The following is a 15,398-nucleotide window of genomic DNA, read 5'->3' on the forward strand; positions in this document are numbered from 1 at the left end:
CGACACGGGAATGCTGATCGCTCTGGCAGACCGCAAAGCCAAGCCGGCCCACCTGCATGAAGCGCTGAAAGCCACCCCTCACCGGGCGTTGGTCCTCGGGCCGGTGCTGGCCCAGGCATGGCGCCCGAATCCGGCGCTCGTGCGCGGACTGGCCACCACCCTAAGAGACTGCACGGTGCCGCAGGCTCGAAGCTCGGCCCCGCCGATGCGCGATACCAGGGCGGGCCGGCCTGAGTGCATCGCCTGCGCGACGGGCTTCGACCTGGCCGACTGGCACCGGATCGGCACCGTCCTGGGGCAAGCCCAACTCCCACCGAAGAAACGGCCCGACGCGGTGGATGCCTGCGTCGCCCTGGCCGCCACGAAACACGGCAGCGCGGTGATCTTCACCAGCGACCCGGAAGACATCGCGGCTTATCTGGCCGTGCTGAATCCGCCCGATGTGCACATCCACGCCGTATGAGCGTGTCAGCCCGCCGTGAGGTGGCGTTCCACCGTGGCCACCTTGGAGGTCAGACCGTCCGTCACCCCGGGGCGGATGTCGGCCTTCAGGACGAGCGAGACCCGCGGAGCCCTGGCCTCGACCGCCGCCACCGCGCGCCGGACGACGTCCATCACCTCGTCCCACTCCCCCTCGACCGAGGCGAACATCGCGTCCGTGCGGTTCGGCAGCCCCGACTCGCGCACGACCCGCACCGCTTCGGCCACGTATGCGCCGACCTCTTCGCCGACCCCCAGCGGGGTCACCGAGAACGCGACGATCATGCGCTCGCCGCCTCGCGCCGCGCCCGGGCCGCCATGACGCTCGCAGCCTCCTCGCGCTTGAGCAGCTTGTCGCCGTAGAGCCCGCCGAAGGGCACCAGGGCCAGGAGGAAGAAGAGCGCCGCCTTCTTCGCCGGCCACTTCGCCTTGTTCCAGACGTCCAGCAGGAAGACCACGTAGATGAGGAACAGGATCCCGTGCAGCCCGCCCAGCGGCATCATGAGGTAGTCGATGTCCGAGATCCGGCTCAGCAGCGAGCCGAAGATCAGCAGGGCCGGGAACGACAGTGCCTCCGGTACGGAGATGAGGCGCAGCCGGTGCAGGGCGGAAGCGGTCTTGATGTCCACGTACGGAACCTTTGCGTGGGGCGGCGGGGGTCCGTCCCAGTGTCTCAGCCACCCCGGTCGATCTTGACCTGGGGTACGCACGGGCGCCCCCGGGCACCGCGTATCGGCCACCGTGCCCTGTCGGCCTCCGCCCGCTGCCGATAACGTCATCCCGTGGCTCAGTTCCGACTCCAAGGCAGCAAGGTGCTCGCCGTCGACCTGACCGGGGATGCCGTCAAAGCGAAAAACGGCTCCATGGTCGCGTACGACGGCCAGATGGCCTTCAAGAAGATGACCGGCGGCGGCGAAGGCCTGCGCGGCATGGTGACCCGCCGGCTGACCGGCGAACAGATGACCGTGATGGAGGTGCAAGGGCACGGCACCTGCTTCTTCGCCGACCGCGCGAGCGAGATCAATCTCGTCGATCTGCGCGGCGAGAAGCTGTACGTCGAGTCCAGCAACCTCCTGTGCACCGACGCCGGCCTGCGCACCGGCACCACCTTCACCGGCCTGCGCGGCGGGGCGACGGGCAACGGCCTGTTCACCACCACCGTCGAGGGCAGCGGCCAGGCGGCGATCATGTCCGACGGCCCGGCGGTGGTGCTGCGGGTCAGCGCCCAGTACCCGCTCTCCGTCGACCCGGGGGCGTACATCGCGCACACCGGCAACCTCCAGCAGTCCTTCCAGTCGGGGGTCACCTTCCGCACCCTGATCGGCGAGGGCTCCGGCGAGGCGTTCCAGATCCGCTTCGAGGGCGAGGGCCTGGTGTACGTGCAGCCCAGCGAGCGCAACACGATCGGGGGCGACATCTGATGCCGTTCCGCGAGATCAACTCGAAGATGGTCGAGGCCCAGGTCGTCCCGGGGCAGAAGATGTACAGCCAGCGCGGCGCGATGCTCGCGTACCGGGGCGATGTCTCCTTCACCCCGAGCCTGACCGGCGGCCAGGGCGGGGTGATGGGCATGATCGGGCGCCGCGTGGCGAACGAGCAGACCCCGCTGATGGCCGTCGAGGGCAGCGGCACCGTGATGTTCGGCCACGGCGGCCACCACATCCAGGTGATCAACCTGACCGGCGAGACCCTCTACGTCGAGGCCGACCGGCTGCTGGCCTTCGACGGCACCCTGCAGCAGGGCACGATGTTCATGGGCTCGCAGGGCGGCGTCATGGGCATGGTGCGCGGCCAGGTGACCGGCCAGGGCCTGTTCACCACCACCCTCAAGGGCCACGGTTCGGTCGCCGTCATGGCCCATGGCGGGGTCATCGAGCTCCCCATCACCCCGAACCGGCCCGTCCACGTCGACCCGCAGGCGTACGTGGCCCACCACGGCGAGGTCAGGAACAAGCTCTCCGCGGCCCTGGGCTGGCGGGACATGGTCGGGCGCGGTTCGGGCGAGGCGTTCCAGCTGGAGCTGTCGGGTCAGGGCGCGGTGTACGTACAGGCGTCGGAGGAGAAGCTGTGAACTTTGGTCCCGTGACCGGTGGCCCGGGCGGCCCGACGGTCTTCGACCCGTACACCCTGCCCTCCGACGACAACGTGAACGCGTACACCTTCTGCGTGGAGCTGAAGGGGAGCCAGTGGTTCCTGCAGAAGGGCAAGATGATCGCCTACTACGGGCGCATCGAGTTCAACGGCATCGGCAACGGGCGCTTCGACCGGCTGCTGCGCACCAGCTTCCATTCGCCGCTGCACGCCAGTGACTGGGTGGTGGCCGAGGGGCAGGGCAAGATGCTGCTCGCCGACCGGGCCTTCGACGTGAACTCGTACGACCTGGACGACGGGAACCTGACGATCCGGTCGGGGAACCTGCTGGCGTACCAGCCCTCGCTCGCGCTGAAGCAGTCGATCGTGCCGGGCTTCCTGACGCTGATCGGCACGGGGAAGTTCGTGGCCGCCTCGAACGGACCGGTGGTGTTCATGGAGCCCCCCCTGCGGGTGGACCCGCAGGCGCTGGTGGGCTGGGCGGACTGCCCCTCCCCCTGCCACCACTACGATCACGGGTACATGTCGGGTGTCATCGGCGGGCTGCGCTCGCTGACCGGCCTCGGCGGCACCTCGGGCGAGGAGCACCAGTTCGAGTTCGTCGGCGCCGGGACGGTGCTGCTCCAGTCGTCGGAGATGCTGATGGCGGAGCAGTCGGTCGGGGCGGTCGGCGCCGGCGCCGAGTCGGCGGGCGTGCCCGGGGCCGGTCACGGCGGCGGGCAGGGCCCGCTGGGCCAGCTCGGCGTGCCGCGGATGCCGGGGCAGCTGGGTGACATCCAGCGGCGCCTCGGGCTGTGATCTTCGGCTTTCCTGCTTTGTACGTCATTCAACTTCTTAGGTAGAGTTCATTCATGGAGACCATGGAGACCGAGACGCCCACGCGCTGGCTGACCGACGCCGAGCAGTGCGCCTGGCGCACCCACCTGGACGTCAGCAGACTGCTGATGCACCAGCTGGAAAAGGATCTCCAGCCTTTCGGACTCACCAACAACGACTACGAGATCCTCGTGAACCTCTCGGAGTCGCCGGACCACCGGATGCGGATGAGCGACCTCGCGACGTCGACGCTCCAGTCCAAGAGCCGGCTGTCCCACCAGATCACCCGGATGGAGACGGCCGGCCTGGTCGTCCGCGTGAACTGCGAGTCCGACCGCCGGGGCCTGTACGCCGTACTGACCGACGAGGGCATGGAGCTCATGCGGAAGGTCGCCCCGCACCACGTGGCGTCCGTCCGCCGGCACTTCATCGACCTGCTGCCGCCGGAGGCCCTGGCGGCGCTGCGGGCCTCACTGGAGCCCGTGGCCGCCCACCTGCGCGACCAGCGCGGCAAGGTCTGACCGGCCCGCACCGGCTCCGGGTGCCGTCCCCGGCGGCAGCCGGAAAATGCGTGGGCAATGCCCGCTCGCCGGTCACCGCCAGCAGTGTGAGCGCATGGCCGGCCCGAGGAGGTCAGCATGCACCGCAAGCACAAGGCGTACGTCGCGTCGGCCGCGGCCGTGGCCCTGATGATCGGGGGCCCGGCGGCGGCCGCAGCCGCCGCGCACACCGCCGACACGGCGGGAACCGCCCCCGTCTCGGCGGCGGCCCGCGCCGACGTGGACGCCGAGGAGGCCGCGGCGGCCGCGCTGAAGAAGTACCCGGGTGTCGTGGAATCCGTCGACAGGGACGACGCCGTCTGGCACGTCCGCGGTTTCTGATGCGGACGGGTGCGGCCGACCCTAGACTGGCGAGCGCCCGGTTTACCCCGATCTTCGAGGGAGTGGCTCATGGCCAAGCGCGGCAACAAGAAGCGAGCACGCAAGAAGAAGAAGGCGAACCACGGCAAGCGTCCCAACGCCTGACCGGTCCGCTGACAGACGTACGAGAGCCGCGCCCCGATCGATCGGGGCGCGGCTCTCGCGTTCAGGCCTCGGTCAGCGTCGCCAGCAGCGTGTCCGCGGCCGCGTACGGGTCCAGCTCGCCCGCCGCGACCCGGCCCGCCAGGGCGCCCAGGTGGGCGTCCCCGTGCACGTCCGCCATCCGGGCCCGCAAGGTGGTCACCGCGATGGTCTCCACCTCGCGCGCGGCCCGGGCCGTCCGGCGCTCGGCCAGCACGCCCCGCTCGTCCATCCACGCCCGGTGCTTCTCCAGCGCCTCGACCAGCTCGTCGATGCCCTGACCGCGCGCGGCGACCGTCTTGACGATCGGCGGACGCCAGTCGCCCGCGCCCCGGGACTCCCCGAGGCCCAGCATGTGGTTCAGCTCCCGGGCGGTGGCGTCCGCGCCGTCCCGGTCCGCCTTGTTCACCACGTAGACGTCGCCGATCTCCAGGATGCCCGCCTTCGCGGCCTGGATCCCGTCGCCCATCCCGGGGGCCAGCAGCACCACCGAGGTGTCGGCCTGGGAGGCGATCTCCACCTCCGACTGGCCGACCCCGACCGTCTCCACCAGGATCACCTCGCAGCCGGCCGCGTCCAGGACGCGGATCGCCTGCGGGGCGGCCCAGGCCAGACCGCCCAGGTGCCCGCGGGTGGCCATGGAGCGGATGTAGACCCCGCGGTCGGAGGCGTGGTCCGACATCCGCACCCGGTCGCCGAGCAGCGCCCCTCCGGAGAAGGGCGAGGACGGGTCGACGGCGAGCACGCCGACCCGCTTGCCCGCCTTGCGGTACGCGGAGACCAGCGCCGAGGTGGACGTGGACTTGCCGACGCCGGGCGATCCCGTCAGGCCCACCACGTACGCCCCGCCCGTGAGCGGGGCCAGGGCCGCCATCACCTCGCGCAGCTGCGGGGACGCCCCCTCGACCAGGGAGATCAGCCGGGCCACCGCTCTGGGCCGGCCCTCACGCGCCTGGGCCACCAGCTGGGGGACGTCCACCGTCATACGTGCTGCGCTCCTCGGATCTCGCTACGGGTACGGGTACGGGTGCCGGCGCCGGCGCCGGCACCGGTCCGCAGGGGGTTACGCCTTCGGGACGCGGACGATCAGGGCGTCGCCCTGGCCGCCGCCACCGCACAGCGCGGCCGCGCCGACCCCGCCGCCGCGGCGCTTCAGCTCCAGCGCCAGGTGCAGCACCACACGGGCACCGGACATGCCGATCGGGTGGCCGAGGGCAATGGCGCCACCGTTGACGTTCACCCTTTCCGGGGTCACGCCCAGGTCCTTCATTGACTGCACGGCGACCGCCGCGAAGGCCTCGTTGATCTCGATGAGGTCCAGGTCGGAAACCTCCAGGCCCTCCTTCTTCAGGGCGTGCAGGATCGCGTTCGACGGCTGCGACTGGAGGGAGTTGTCGGGGCCGGCCACGTTGCCGTGGGCGCCGATCTCGGCGATCCACTCCAGGCCCAGCTCCTCGGCCTTGGCCTTGCTCATCACGACGACGGCCGCGGCGCCGTCGCTGATCTGCGAGGAGGTGCCGGCGGTGATGGTGCCGTCCTTGGCGAACGCGGGGCGCAGCTTGCCGAGGGACTCCGCCGTGGTCTCGGGGCGGATGCCCTCGTCCTGGGAGAAGACGACCGGCTCGCCCTTGCGCTGCGGGATCTCGACCGGGGTGATCTCGGCCTCGAAGACGCCGTTCTTCTGGGCGGCCGCGGCCCGCTGGTGCGAGGCGGCGGCGAACTCGTCCTGCGGGGCGCGCTCGATGCCGAGGCGGGTGTTGTGCTTCTCGGTGGACTCGCCCATCGCGATGTTCTCGAAGGCGTCGGTCAGGCCGTCGTAGGCCATCGCGTCGAGCATCTCGATCGCGCCGTACTTGTAGCCCTCGCGGGACTTCGGCAGCAGGTGCGGGGCGTTGGTCATGGACTCCTGGCCGCCCGCCACCACGATGTCGAACTCGCCGGCGCGGATCAGCTGGTCGGCCAGGGCGATCGCGTCGAGGCCGGAGAGGCACACCTTGTTGATGGTGAGCGCGGGCACGTTCATGGGGATGCCGGCCTTGACGGCGGCCTGGCGGGCGGGAATCTGGCCCGCACCGGCCTGCAGCACCTGGCCCATGATCACGTACTGGACCTGGTCGCCGGCGATGCCGGCCCGCTCCAGGGCGGACTTGATGGCGAAGCCGCCGAGGTCGGCGCCCGAGAAGGACTTCAGCGAGCCGAGCAGCCGTCCCATGGGCGTGCGGGCCCCGGCGACGATCACGGACGTGGTGTTGTTCGTTCCGGACATGAGGCACAGCCCCTTGAAGATGAGGAGTGAACGAGGGTTTACCTGAATGTACTGAGCGGTACCCGCGCCGTCACCGGGCAGTCGGTGTGATCGCTGGCACGTTGCGTGACAACCCTCCTCGGCGGTGCACTGGTCCCATGCTGACAAGAATCGACCACATCGGGATCGCCTGCTTCGACCTCGACAAGACCGTCGAGTTCTACCGTGCCACGTACGGCTTCGAGGTGTTCCACACCGAGGTCAACGAGGAGCAGGGTGTGCGCGAGGCCATGCTCAAGATCAACGAGACCTCCGACGGCGGGGCCTCCTACCTCCAGCTCCTGGAGCCCACCCGCGAGGACTCCGCGGTGGGCAAGTGGCTCGCCAAGAACGGCGAGGGCGTCCACCACATCGCCTTCGGCACCGAGGACGTCCAGGGCGACTCCGAGGCCATCCGCGGCAAGGGCGTACGCGTCCTCTACGACCAGCCGCGCACCGGCTCGATGGGGTCCTCCATCACCTTCCTGCACCCCAAGGACTGCCACGGGGTGCTCACGGAACTGGTCACCTCCGCCCCGCAGGAGGCCGGCGCCGGGCACTGACGGCGCGGGGTGCTCGCGGCCCGGGAAGGTCCCGGCCGCGAGCACCCCGCCCCGCTTCTTCCGTTTCTTCTTGATCACAAACCGGACGTCCGCATACCGGAAGCGGACGATCCGTGCACCAGCGCACTGATGTCCCGATTCCCCGGCCGGTAGAGTGGCCGTGGCTCGGCCGGGGTTCGGTGCGGAGACGGGGTCGGGGCCTGTGACCCCTGCCCCGGTATCTGACACCATTCCCCCGGGGGCGCCGTTCAGCGGGCGGACGGTGCTCATTTGGGAGTGAGCTTGCGACCAGGGGACGGATGGGACCGCGCTGTGCGGGGCTACGAAAGCCAGGAGAGCCATCAGGCTGAAGCCGACCATCTCACGCGCTTCGAAGCCGAGATGGAGCGGCTGAAGAAGGAGCGCGGGAAGGCCGTCCAGCACGCCGAGGACCTCGGTTACCAGGTCGAGGTGCTGCGTGCGAAGCTCCACGAGGTACGGCGCGCTCTGGCGTCCCGCCCCGCCTACGACAGTGCGGACATGGGCTACCAGGCCGAGCAGCTGCTCCGCAATGCCCAGGTCCAGGCCGACCAGATGCGCTCGGACGCCGAGCGCGAGCTGCGCGACGCCCGGGCGCAGACCCAGCGCATCCTCCAGGAGCACGCGGAGCACCAGGCCCGCCTGCAGGCCGAGCTGCACGCCGAGGCCGTCAACCGGCGCCAGCGGCTCGACCAGGAACTCAACGAGCGCCGCCAGACCGTCGAGGCGCACGTCAACGAGAACGTGGCGTGGGCCGAGCAGCTGCGCGCCCGTACCGAGGCCCAGGCCCGCCGGCTCATGGAGGAGTCCCGCGCCGAGGCCGAGCAGTCCCTGAACGCCGCCCGCGCCGAGGCCGCCCGCGTCGCCGAGGAGACCCGGCGCCGGATGGCCGCCGACGCGGAGGCGGCCCGCGCCGAGGCCGAGGCCACCCTGCTGCGCGCCCGCAAGGAGGCCGAGCGGCTGCTGACCGCCGCCTCCGCGCAGGCCCAGGAGGCCACCGAGCACGCGGAGCGGCTGCGTTCGAGCACCACCGCCGAGGCCGAGCTGACCCGGCAGCAGACCCTGGACCTCGGCCGGGTGGCCGAGCAGCGGGTCCAGGAGGCCGACGGGGCCCTGCGCGAGGCCCGCGCCCAGGCCGAGAAGGTCCTCGCGGAGGCCAAGGAGAGCGCCGCCCGCCAGCTCGCGTCGGCGGAGTCGGTCAACGAGCAGCGCACCCGCACCGCCAAGGAGCAGGTGGCCCGGCTGGTCGGCGAGGCCACCAAGGAGGCCGAGGCCCTCAAGGCGGAGGCCGAGCAGACCCTCGCCGACGCCCGCGCGGAAGTCGAGCGGCTGCGTACCGAGGCCGGCGAGCAGGCGCGTGCGGCGGCGGCCGAGGACACCGCGGCCCAGCTCGCGAAGGCCGCCCGGACGGCAGAGGACGTACTGAACAAGGCCTCGCAGGACGCGCAGGCCACCACCCGCGCCGCGTCCGAGGAGGCCGAGCGGATCCGCCGCGAGGCCGAGGCGGAGGCGGAGCGGCTGCGCGCCCAGGCGGCGGCCACGGCCGACGAGCTCAAGGGCGCGGCCAAGGACGACACCGAGGAGTACCGGGCCCGTACGGTCGAACTCCAGGAGGAGGCGCGGCGCCTGCGCGGCGAGGCCGAGCAGCTGCGCGCCGAGGCCGTCGCCGAGGGCGAGCGGATCCGCGGCGAGGCCCGCCGTGAGGCCGTCCAGCAGATCGAGGAAGCGGCGAAGACCGCCGAGGAGCTGCTCGGCAAGGCCAAGGCCGACGCGGACGAACTGCGCGCCGGTGCGAGCGCCGAGAGCGAGCGGGTCCGCGCCGAGGCCGTCGAGCGGGCCACCACCCTGCGCCGGCAGGCGGAGGAGACCCTGGAGCGCACCCGCGCCGAGGCGGAGCGGCTGCGCGCCGAGGCCGAGGAGCAGGCCGAGGCCGTCCGCACCGAGGCGGACGCGGCGGCCCGCGCGCGGCGCGAGGAGACCGAGCAGGCCCTGGCCGCGAAGCGGACGGAGGCCGAGGAGGAGCTCGTACGCCTGCACGCGGAGGCGGAGAGCCGGCTGTCCACGGCCGAGCAGACCCTGCGCGACGCCCGCGGTGCGGCGGAGAACATCCGCCGGGAGACCACCGAGGAGACCGACCGGCTGCGCGCCGAGTCGGCGGAGCGGATCCGCACCCTCCAGGCGCAGTCCGAGTCGGAGGCCGAGCAGCTGCGCACCGAAGCGGCGCAGGACGCCGGTCGGGTCCGGGCCGAGGCCGAGCAGATCGCCGTACGGCTGCGCAGCGAGGCCGAGGCCGAGGCGGAGCGGGTGCGCTCCGAGGCGCAGGACACCGCGGACCGGCTGCGCGCGGAGGCGAAGGCCGCCGCCGAACGGGTCGCCGAGGAGGCGGCCGAGGCGCTGGCCGCTGCCGCCGAGGAGGCGTCCCGGCGTCGCCGGGAGGCCGAGGAGACCCTGGCGTCGGCCCGTACCGACGCGGACAACGAGCGGGCGCAGGCCCGCGAGCAGAGCGAGGAGCTGCTCGCCGCGGCCCGCAGGCGCTCGGAGGAGGCGCAGGCCGAGGCGGCCCGCCTGACCGAGGAGGCGGAGCGGCGCGCCGCGGAGCTGGTGTCGGCGGCCGAGGCCACCGCCCAGCAGGTGCGCGATGCGGTGGCCGGTCTGCACGAGCAGGCCGAGGAGGAGGTCGCCGGGCTGCGCAGCGCGGCCGAGCACGCCGCGGAGCGGACGCGGACGGAGGCCGAGGAGGAGGCCGGCCGGGTCCGCAAGGACGCCTACGAGGAGCGCGAGCGGGCCACCGAGGACGCGAACCGCATCCGCAGCGAGGCCCGGGCCGAGACGGACGCGGCGAAGGCGCTGGCCGAGCGGACCGTCAGCGACGCGATCGCCGAGGCGGAGCAGCTGCGCAGCGACACCGCCGAGTACGCGCAGCGGGTGCGTACGGAGGCCACGGACGCGCTGGCCGCGGCCGAGCGCGACGCGGCCCGGACCCGGGCCGACGCCCGTGCGGACGCGAACCGGATCCGCGGCGAGGCGGCGGAGTCCCTGGAGGCCTCCCGTGCCGAGGGCGGCCGGATCGTCGCCGAGGCGACGGCGGAGGCCGAGCGGATCACCGAGGAGACGCTCGCGGCGAACGCGGCCACCGTCGAGGTGGCCGCGGCGGAGGCGGAGCGGCTGACCTCCGAGGCCGTCGCGGCCGCGGACGCCACCCGCGCCGAGGCGGCGAACACGCTGGACGAGGCCCGCGCGGAGGCGAACCGGCTGCGCAGCGACGCCGCCGAACAGGCGGACCGGCTGGTCACCGAGGCCGCGTCCGAGGCCGAGCGGCTCACGCGGGAGACGCGCGCGGCGAACGAGGCGACGGTCGGCGAGGCGACGGCGAAGGCCGAGCGGCTCACCAAGCAGGCGGCCGACACGCTGGCCGCGGCCGAGCGGGACTCGGCACGGATCCTGGTCGACGCCCGCACCGAGGGCGACCGCCTGGTCGACGAGACCCGTGCGGCCAACGAGCTGACGATCGGTGAGGCGACGGCGGAGGCCGACCGGCTGCGGGCCGAGGCGGCCCAGGTACTCGACGACGCCCGGGCGGAGGGCGGCCGGATCATCGGCGAGGCCACCGCGGAGGCGGACCGGGTCACGGTCGCGGCGAACGAGACGCTGGCGGCCGCCGAACGGGAGGCCGAGCAGACCCTCGACGAGGCGCGCGCGGAGGCGGGCCGGCTGCGCAGCGAGGCCGCCGAGCAGGCGGACCGGCTCATCACCGAGGCCGCGGCGGAGGCGGACAAGCTCACCGAGCAGACCCGCAAGGACAACGAGCGCACCGTCGGCGAGGCGGCCACCGAGGCCGAACGGCTGCGGGCGGAGGCGTCGGAGGCGCTGTCCTCGGCGCAGGAGCACGCGACCCGGACCCGCGCGGAGGCCGAGCGGGTCAAGGCCGAGGCGGCGGCCGCGGCGGAGCGCACCCGTACGGAGGCCCGCGCCGAGTCCGAGCGGCTGCTGGACGAGGCCCGCGAGGAGGCCAACAAGCGGCGCACCGAGGCCGCGGAGCAGGTGGACCGGCTCATCACCGAGGCCGCGGCGGAGGCGGACAAGCTCACCTCCGAGGCGCAGAAGCAGGCCCTCGCGGCGACGACGGCGGCCGAGGAGCAGGCGGACGCGATGGTCGACGCCGCCCGCAAGGAGGCCGTGCGGATCACCTCGGAGGCGACGGTCGAGGGCAACTCCCTGGTGGAGAAGGCCCGTACGGACGCGGACGAGCTGCTGGTCGGCGCGCGTTCCGACGCGGCGGCCATAAGGGAGCGGGCGGAGGAGCTGCGCGGCCGGGTCGAGTCCGAGGTGGAGGAGCTGCACGAGCGGGCCCGCCGGGAGTCGGCCGAGCAGATGAAGTCGGCCGGCGAGCGCGTGGACAAGCTGGTCCGTGCGGCGACCGAGCAGAGCGTGGCGGCCGAAGCCAAGGCCAAGGCTCTGGTGTCGGACGCGAGCAGCGAGGCGAGCAAGGTCCGTATCGCCGCGGTCCGCAAGGCCGAGGCGCTGCTGAAGGAGGCCGAGCAGAAGAAGGCCGAGCTGGCGCGTCAGGCCGAGCAGGCGCTCGCGGAGGCGAAGGCGGAGGCCGAACGGCTCGTCGAGGAGGGGCGGCGCGAGCTGGAGGTCCTGGTGCGCAGGCGCGAGGACATTCAGGCGGAGATCTCCCGTGTCCAGGACGTTCTTGAGGCGTTGGAGTCATTCGAGGCGCCCTCGGGTGGCGGGAAGCCGGCGATCGGCGGCCAGGGGGCGGGGGGCGTGAAGGCCGGGGCGACCGCGGGTTCCACTCGTTCAGGTGGTAAGGCGTCGGACAGCTAGTCACGGTGGGAGTTGTGTGTTCCTGATGAAGGTTCACACGAACGAGTGATAAGCATTCTGTCGCCTTGCCACTCAAAAGGGGTGTCATTGTCCAGATCAAACTGGGATTGACTCGATGACACGCCGCTCGGGCGCCTAGGATTCCCCCAACACCTCACGTAGCACCTCATCGGTCTCATTCGACAGGAACCCCATGAGCGACACTTCCTCCCCCTTCGGCTTCGAGCTCGTGCGGCGTGGTTACGACCGCGGTCAGGTGGACGACCGCATCAGCAAGCTGGTCTCGGACCGCGACAGCGCCCTTGGACGAATCAACTCTCTGGAAAAGCGGATCGAGGAGCTGCACCTCGAAACGCAGAACGCCCAGGCCCAGGTGAGCGACGCCGAGCCGTCGTACGCGGGTCTCGGCGCCCGGGTCGAGAAGATCCTGCGCCTTGCGGAGGAGGAGGCCAAGGACCTGCGCGAGGAGGCCCGTCGGGCGGCCGAGCAGCACCGCGAGCTGGCCGAGTCGGCGGCCCAGCAGGTGCGCAACGACGCCGAGTCGTTCGCCGCCGACCGCAAGACGAAGGCGGAGGACGAGGGCGTCCGCATCGTCGAGAAGGCCAAGGGCGACGCGGCCACCCTGCGCGCCGAGGCGCAGAAGGACGCGGCCTCCAAGCGCGAGGAGGCCGACGCGCTGTTCGAGGAGACCCGCGCCAAGGCCGCCCAGGCCGCCGCGGACTTCGAGACCAACCTGGCCAAGCGCCGTGAGCAGTCCGAGCGGGACCTGGCCTCGCGTCAGGCCAAGGCCGAGAAGCGCCTCGCGGAGATCGAGCACCGCGCCGAGCAGCTGCGCCTGGAGGCGGAGAAGCTGCGTACGGACGCCGAGCGCCGGGCCCGTCAGACCGTGGAGACCGCGCAGCGCCAGGCCGAGGACATCGTGGCCGACGCCAACGCCAAGGCGGACCGTATCCGCAGCGAGTCCGAGCGCGAGCTGGCGGCGCTCACCAACCGCCGCGACTCCATCAACGCCCAGCTGACCAACGTCCGCGAGATGCTGGCGACGCTGACCGGTGCGGCCGTCGCGGCCGCCGGCTCCCCGATCGACGACGAGCCGGTGACCCGAGGCGTTCCGGCGCAGCAGAGCCGCTAGTTCGCCGGTCGTTCGCGCACCGGCCGCTCCGTGCTGTCGAGGCGCACTTGCCCGAGGGCCTTATGTCACGTCTTTGAGGTGGCGTAGGGCCCTCGGGCGTTCTAGCGTGAGGCGCATGATCGAGCTTGAGGGCCTTACGAAACGATTCGGCGCGAAGACCGCCGTGGACCACCTCAGCTTCCAGGTCAGACCGGGGGTGGTGACCGGCTTCCTCGGCCCCAACGGGGCGGGGAAGTCCACGACCATGCGCATGATGCTCGACCTCGACAACCCGACCAGCGGGACGGTCAGGATCGACGGCAGGCACTACCGGGACCTGACGGAACCGCTGAAGCACGTCGGTGCGCTGCTGGACGCGAAAGCGATGCACGGCGGCCGCAGCGCCTACAACAACCTGCTCTGCCTTGCCCAGTCGAACGGGATCCCCGAGCGCCGGGTCACCGAGGTACTGGATCTCGTGGGCCTGACGCCGGTGGCGAAGAAGAAGTCGAAAGGATTTTCGCTGGGTATGGCCCAGCGGCTGGGAATCGCCGCTGCGCTGCTCGGCGACCCGGAGATCCTGATGTTCGACGAGCCCGTCAATGGTCTGGACCCGGAGGGAATTCTCTGGATCCGCAATCTGATGAAGGGCCTGGCCGCCGAGGGGAGGACGATCTTCGTCTCTTCCCACTTGATGAGCGAAATGGCGCTGACGGCGGACCATTTGATCGTCATCGGCCAGGGAAAGCTTCTGGCCGACATGTCCATGGCTGAATTTATTCACCAGAACTCCCGCAGTTACGTCCGGCTCCGCTCACCGCAGCAGGAGCGGCTCAAGGACGTCCTGCACCAGGCCGGCATCACCGCCATCAGCGTCCCGGGCACCGGTGCGCTGGAGATCGACGGGGTCGCTTCGGAGCAGCTCGGCGAACTGGCCGCCCAGCACGGGATCGTGCTGCACGAACTCAGCCCGCAACGGGCGTCACTGGAGGAAGCGTTCATGCGGATGACGGCGGACTCCGTCGAGTACCACGCCCACGCGCCGGGCGCCCCGCAGGCCCCGGGCGCCCCGCAGGCCCCGGGCGCCCCCGCCGTCCCGGCCGCTCCGGGCCCCGCCGAGGACGCCCCCGCGTGGGGCTCCGGCTTCGAGGCGAAGCGCAAGGGCGGGCAGTGACCATGTCCTTCCCCGCAGTGCTCCGGTCCGAGTGGACCAAGATCCGTACGGTGGCCTCCACCACGTGGACGCTGGTCGCCGCGCTCGTGGTCACGGTCGGCGTGAGCGCCGGCCTGTGCGCCGTCTTCAACGCCACCTTCAAGGACATGCCCCAGGAGCAGCAGGTCACCTTCGACCCGACCCTGGCCAGCTTCGCCGGCATGACCCTCGGCCAGCTCGCCATGATCGTCTTCGGGGTCCTGGTCGTGGGCACCGAGTACAGCTCGGGCATGATCCGCACCTCGCTCGCCGCCGTCCCGCGGCGCGCGCAGTTCCTGTTCGGCAAGCTGCTCGTGGCGACCGCGCTGGCGCTCGTCGTGGGCCTGGTCACGAGCTTCCTGTCCTTCTTCCTCGGACAGGCCATCCTCGGCGACCACAGCATCGGCATCGACGAGCCCAACGTGCTGCGCGCGGTGGTCGGCGCCGGGCTCTACATGGCCATGATCGCCCTGTTCTCGATGGGCGTGGCGACGGTCCTGCGCAGCTCGATGCTCTCCCTCGGCATCCTGATGCCGTTCTTCTTCCTCGTCTCGACGATCCTCGGAGCCGTGAGCGCCACCCGGAAGGTCGCCCAGTACTTCCCGGACCAGGCCGGCTCCAAGATCATGCAGACGGTCCCGGGGGCGATGGACAGCGCCGAGGCGCCGTACGGCCCGTGGGGCGGCTTCGGGATCATGGCGCTGTGGGTGCTCGCCGCGGTGCTCGGCGGCTACCTCGTGCTGAGGAAGCGCGACGCCTGAGGGCAATCCGCCGGGGTGGTCGGGAGGTGTGGGGTCCGTCTCACGGCGGACCCCGCGCCCCGGTCCGCCCCGGGGCGGACACCGCCCGTACTACGGGTCATCCCCGGGTCGATCTCAGGGGAGGCTCAGGGATCGGACGCGGGCGGAACCAGAACCCCCTCGATATCCTCTTAACCCTTACTCGGACGAAA

At 71.9% G+C, this 15,398-nt stretch carries 16 protein-coding genes; 12 read left to right on the plus strand and 4 right to left on the minus strand.

The features are described 5' to 3' along the window. Window positions 1-10: 10 nt before the first annotated feature. Entirely contained in the window at window positions 11-463 is a 453-nt protein-coding gene (locus AC0666_RS00735) for a hypothetical protein (RefSeq protein ID WP_468963329.1), read from the plus strand. 5 nt (window positions 464-468) lie between these two features. Here the strand turns inward: AC0666_RS00735 and AC0666_RS00740 are convergent, their stop codons facing one another. Further along, a complete protein-coding gene (locus AC0666_RS00740) occupies window positions 469-765 on the minus strand; it encodes an MTH1187 family thiamine-binding protein (protein WP_478706861.1) in 297 nt (98 codons plus the stop codon). Next, a complete protein-coding gene (locus AC0666_RS00745) occupies window positions 762-1,109 on the minus strand; it encodes a DUF3817 domain-containing protein (protein WP_468963327.1) in 348 nt (115 codons plus the stop codon). Before AC0666_RS00745 ends, AC0666_RS00740 begins: the two co-directional genes overlap by 4 nt. Before the next feature lie 153 nt (window positions 1,110-1,262). Between AC0666_RS00745 and AC0666_RS00750 the strand changes: the two genes are divergently transcribed. The 6 genes from AC0666_RS00750 (at window position 1,263) to AC0666_RS00775 (ending at window position 4,412) form a co-directional block, all read left to right on the plus strand. Continuing rightward, window positions 1,263-1,901: an AIM24 family protein gene (locus AC0666_RS00750; protein ID WP_361714929.1), complete on the plus strand. Its 639-nt coding sequence runs from the start codon at window positions 1,263-1,265 to the stop codon at window positions 1,899-1,901. Then, window positions 1,901-2,551: an AIM24 family protein gene (locus tag AC0666_RS00755; protein ID WP_478706862.1), complete on the plus strand. Its 651-nt coding sequence runs from the start codon at window positions 1,901-1,903 to the stop codon at window positions 2,549-2,551. The genes AC0666_RS00750 and AC0666_RS00755 overlap by 1 nt, the downstream gene beginning before the upstream one ends. Continuing rightward, complete coding sequence (locus tag AC0666_RS00760; protein ID WP_468963326.1) at window positions 2,548-3,369, plus strand: AIM24 family protein; 822 nt, start codon at window positions 2,548-2,550, stop codon at window positions 3,367-3,369. The genes AC0666_RS00755 and AC0666_RS00760 overlap by 4 nt, the downstream gene beginning before the upstream one ends. Window positions 3,370-3,431: 62 nt before the next feature. Then, window positions 3,432-3,908 (plus strand): MarR family winged helix-turn-helix transcriptional regulator, encoded by a 477-nt coding sequence (locus AC0666_RS00765; RefSeq protein ID WP_468581568.1) that lies wholly within the window; start codon window positions 3,432-3,434, stop codon window positions 3,906-3,908. A gap of 117 nt (window positions 3,909-4,025) precedes the next feature. Continuing rightward, the gene (locus AC0666_RS00770) at window positions 4,026-4,268 is read left to right on the plus strand and encodes a hypothetical protein (protein WP_468963325.1); all 243 of its coding nucleotides are present in this window, start codon (window positions 4,026-4,028) and stop codon (window positions 4,266-4,268) included. 69 nt (window positions 4,269-4,337) lie between these two features. Continuing rightward, on the plus strand, window positions 4,338-4,412 hold the full coding sequence (locus tag AC0666_RS00775; RefSeq protein WP_099895366.1) for a 50S ribosomal protein bL37: 75 nt from the start codon (window positions 4,338-4,340) through the stop codon (window positions 4,410-4,412). A gap of 61 nt (window positions 4,413-4,473) precedes the next feature. Here AC0666_RS00775 and meaB read toward each other — a convergent pair whose 3' ends face one another. Next, window positions 4,474-5,433 (minus strand): methylmalonyl Co-A mutase-associated GTPase MeaB, encoded by a 960-nt coding sequence (gene meaB, locus AC0666_RS00780; RefSeq protein WP_478706863.1) that lies wholly within the window; start codon window positions 5,431-5,433, stop codon window positions 4,474-4,476. 78 nt (window positions 5,434-5,511) lie between these two features. Continuing rightward, the gene (locus AC0666_RS00785; RefSeq protein ID WP_361714915.1) at window positions 5,512-6,714 is read right to left on the minus strand and encodes an acetyl-CoA C-acetyltransferase; all 1,203 of its coding nucleotides are present in this window, start codon (window positions 6,712-6,714) and stop codon (window positions 5,512-5,514) included. A 137-nt stretch (window positions 6,715-6,851) separates the two neighbouring features. Between AC0666_RS00785 and mce the strand changes: the two genes are divergently transcribed. From mce to AC0666_RS00810, 5 genes are all read left to right on the plus strand, one after another. Beyond that, the gene (gene mce, locus AC0666_RS00790) at window positions 6,852-7,295 is read left to right on the plus strand and encodes a methylmalonyl-CoA epimerase (protein WP_361714912.1); all 444 of its coding nucleotides are present in this window, start codon (window positions 6,852-6,854) and stop codon (window positions 7,293-7,295) included. A gap of 312 nt (window positions 7,296-7,607) precedes the next feature. Beyond that, window positions 7,608-12,143, plus strand: coding sequence for a polarized growth protein Scy (scy, locus tag AC0666_RS00795; RefSeq protein ID WP_478706864.1), 4,536 nt, complete (start codon window positions 7,608-7,610; stop codon window positions 12,141-12,143). Window positions 12,144-12,336: 193 nt separating this feature from the next. Next, a complete protein-coding gene (locus AC0666_RS00800) occupies window positions 12,337-13,275 on the plus strand; it encodes a coiled-coil domain-containing protein (protein ID WP_356849393.1) in 939 nt (312 codons plus the stop codon). A 115-nt stretch (window positions 13,276-13,390) separates the two neighbouring features. Beyond that, window positions 13,391-14,428 carry an ABC transporter ATP-binding protein gene (locus AC0666_RS00805; RefSeq protein WP_478706865.1) on the plus strand — a complete coding sequence of 346 codons (1,038 nt, stop codon included), beginning with the start codon at window positions 13,391-13,393 and terminating at the stop codon, window positions 14,426-14,428. 2 nt (window positions 14,429-14,430) lie between these two features. After that, window positions 14,431-15,207, plus strand: coding sequence for an ABC transporter permease (locus AC0666_RS00810; protein WP_468581394.1), 777 nt, complete (start codon window positions 14,431-14,433; stop codon window positions 15,205-15,207). Window positions 15,208-15,398 lie beyond the last annotated feature (191 nt).

It is taken from the genome of Streptomyces sp. NPDC043680, from assembly GCF_056436685.1.

What these genes read in the sequence shown, in the direction of transcription:
- AC0666_RS00735 (WP_468963329.1), top strand. Translation starts at nt 11, where the DNA reads ATGCTGATCGCTCTGGCAGACCGCAAAGCCAAGCCGGCCCACCTGCAT.
- AC0666_RS00740 (WP_478706861.1), bottom strand. Translation starts at nt 765, where the DNA reads ATGATCGTCGCGTTCTCGGTGACCCCGCTGGGGGTCGGCGAAGAGGTC.
- AC0666_RS00755 (WP_478706862.1), top strand. Translation starts at nt 1,901, where the DNA reads ATGCCGTTCCGCGAGATCAACTCGAAGATGGTCGAGGCCCAGGTCGTC.
- AC0666_RS00765 (WP_468581568.1), top strand. Translation starts at nt 3,432, where the DNA reads ATGGAGACCGAGACGCCCACGCGCTGGCTGACCGACGCCGAGCAGTGC.
- AC0666_RS00770 (WP_468963325.1), top strand. Translation starts at nt 4,026, where the DNA reads ATGCACCGCAAGCACAAGGCGTACGTCGCGTCGGCCGCGGCCGTGGCC.
- meaB (WP_478706863.1), bottom strand. Translation starts at nt 5,433, where the DNA reads ATGACGGTGGACGTCCCCCAGCTGGTGGCCCAGGCGCGTGAGGGCCGG.
- AC0666_RS00785 (WP_361714915.1), bottom strand. Translation starts at nt 6,714, where the DNA reads ATGTCCGGAACGAACAACACCACGTCCGTGATCGTCGCCGGGGCCCGC.
- mce (WP_361714912.1), top strand. Translation starts at nt 6,852, where the DNA reads ATGCTGACAAGAATCGACCACATCGGGATCGCCTGCTTCGACCTCGAC.
- AC0666_RS00800 (WP_356849393.1), top strand. Translation starts at nt 12,337, where the DNA reads ATGAGCGACACTTCCTCCCCCTTCGGCTTCGAGCTCGTGCGGCGTGGT.
- AC0666_RS00805 (WP_478706865.1), top strand. Translation starts at nt 13,391, where the DNA reads ATGATCGAGCTTGAGGGCCTTACGAAACGATTCGGCGCGAAGACCGCC.
- AC0666_RS00810 (WP_468581394.1), top strand. Translation starts at nt 14,431, where the DNA reads ATGTCCTTCCCCGCAGTGCTCCGGTCCGAGTGGACCAAGATCCGTACG.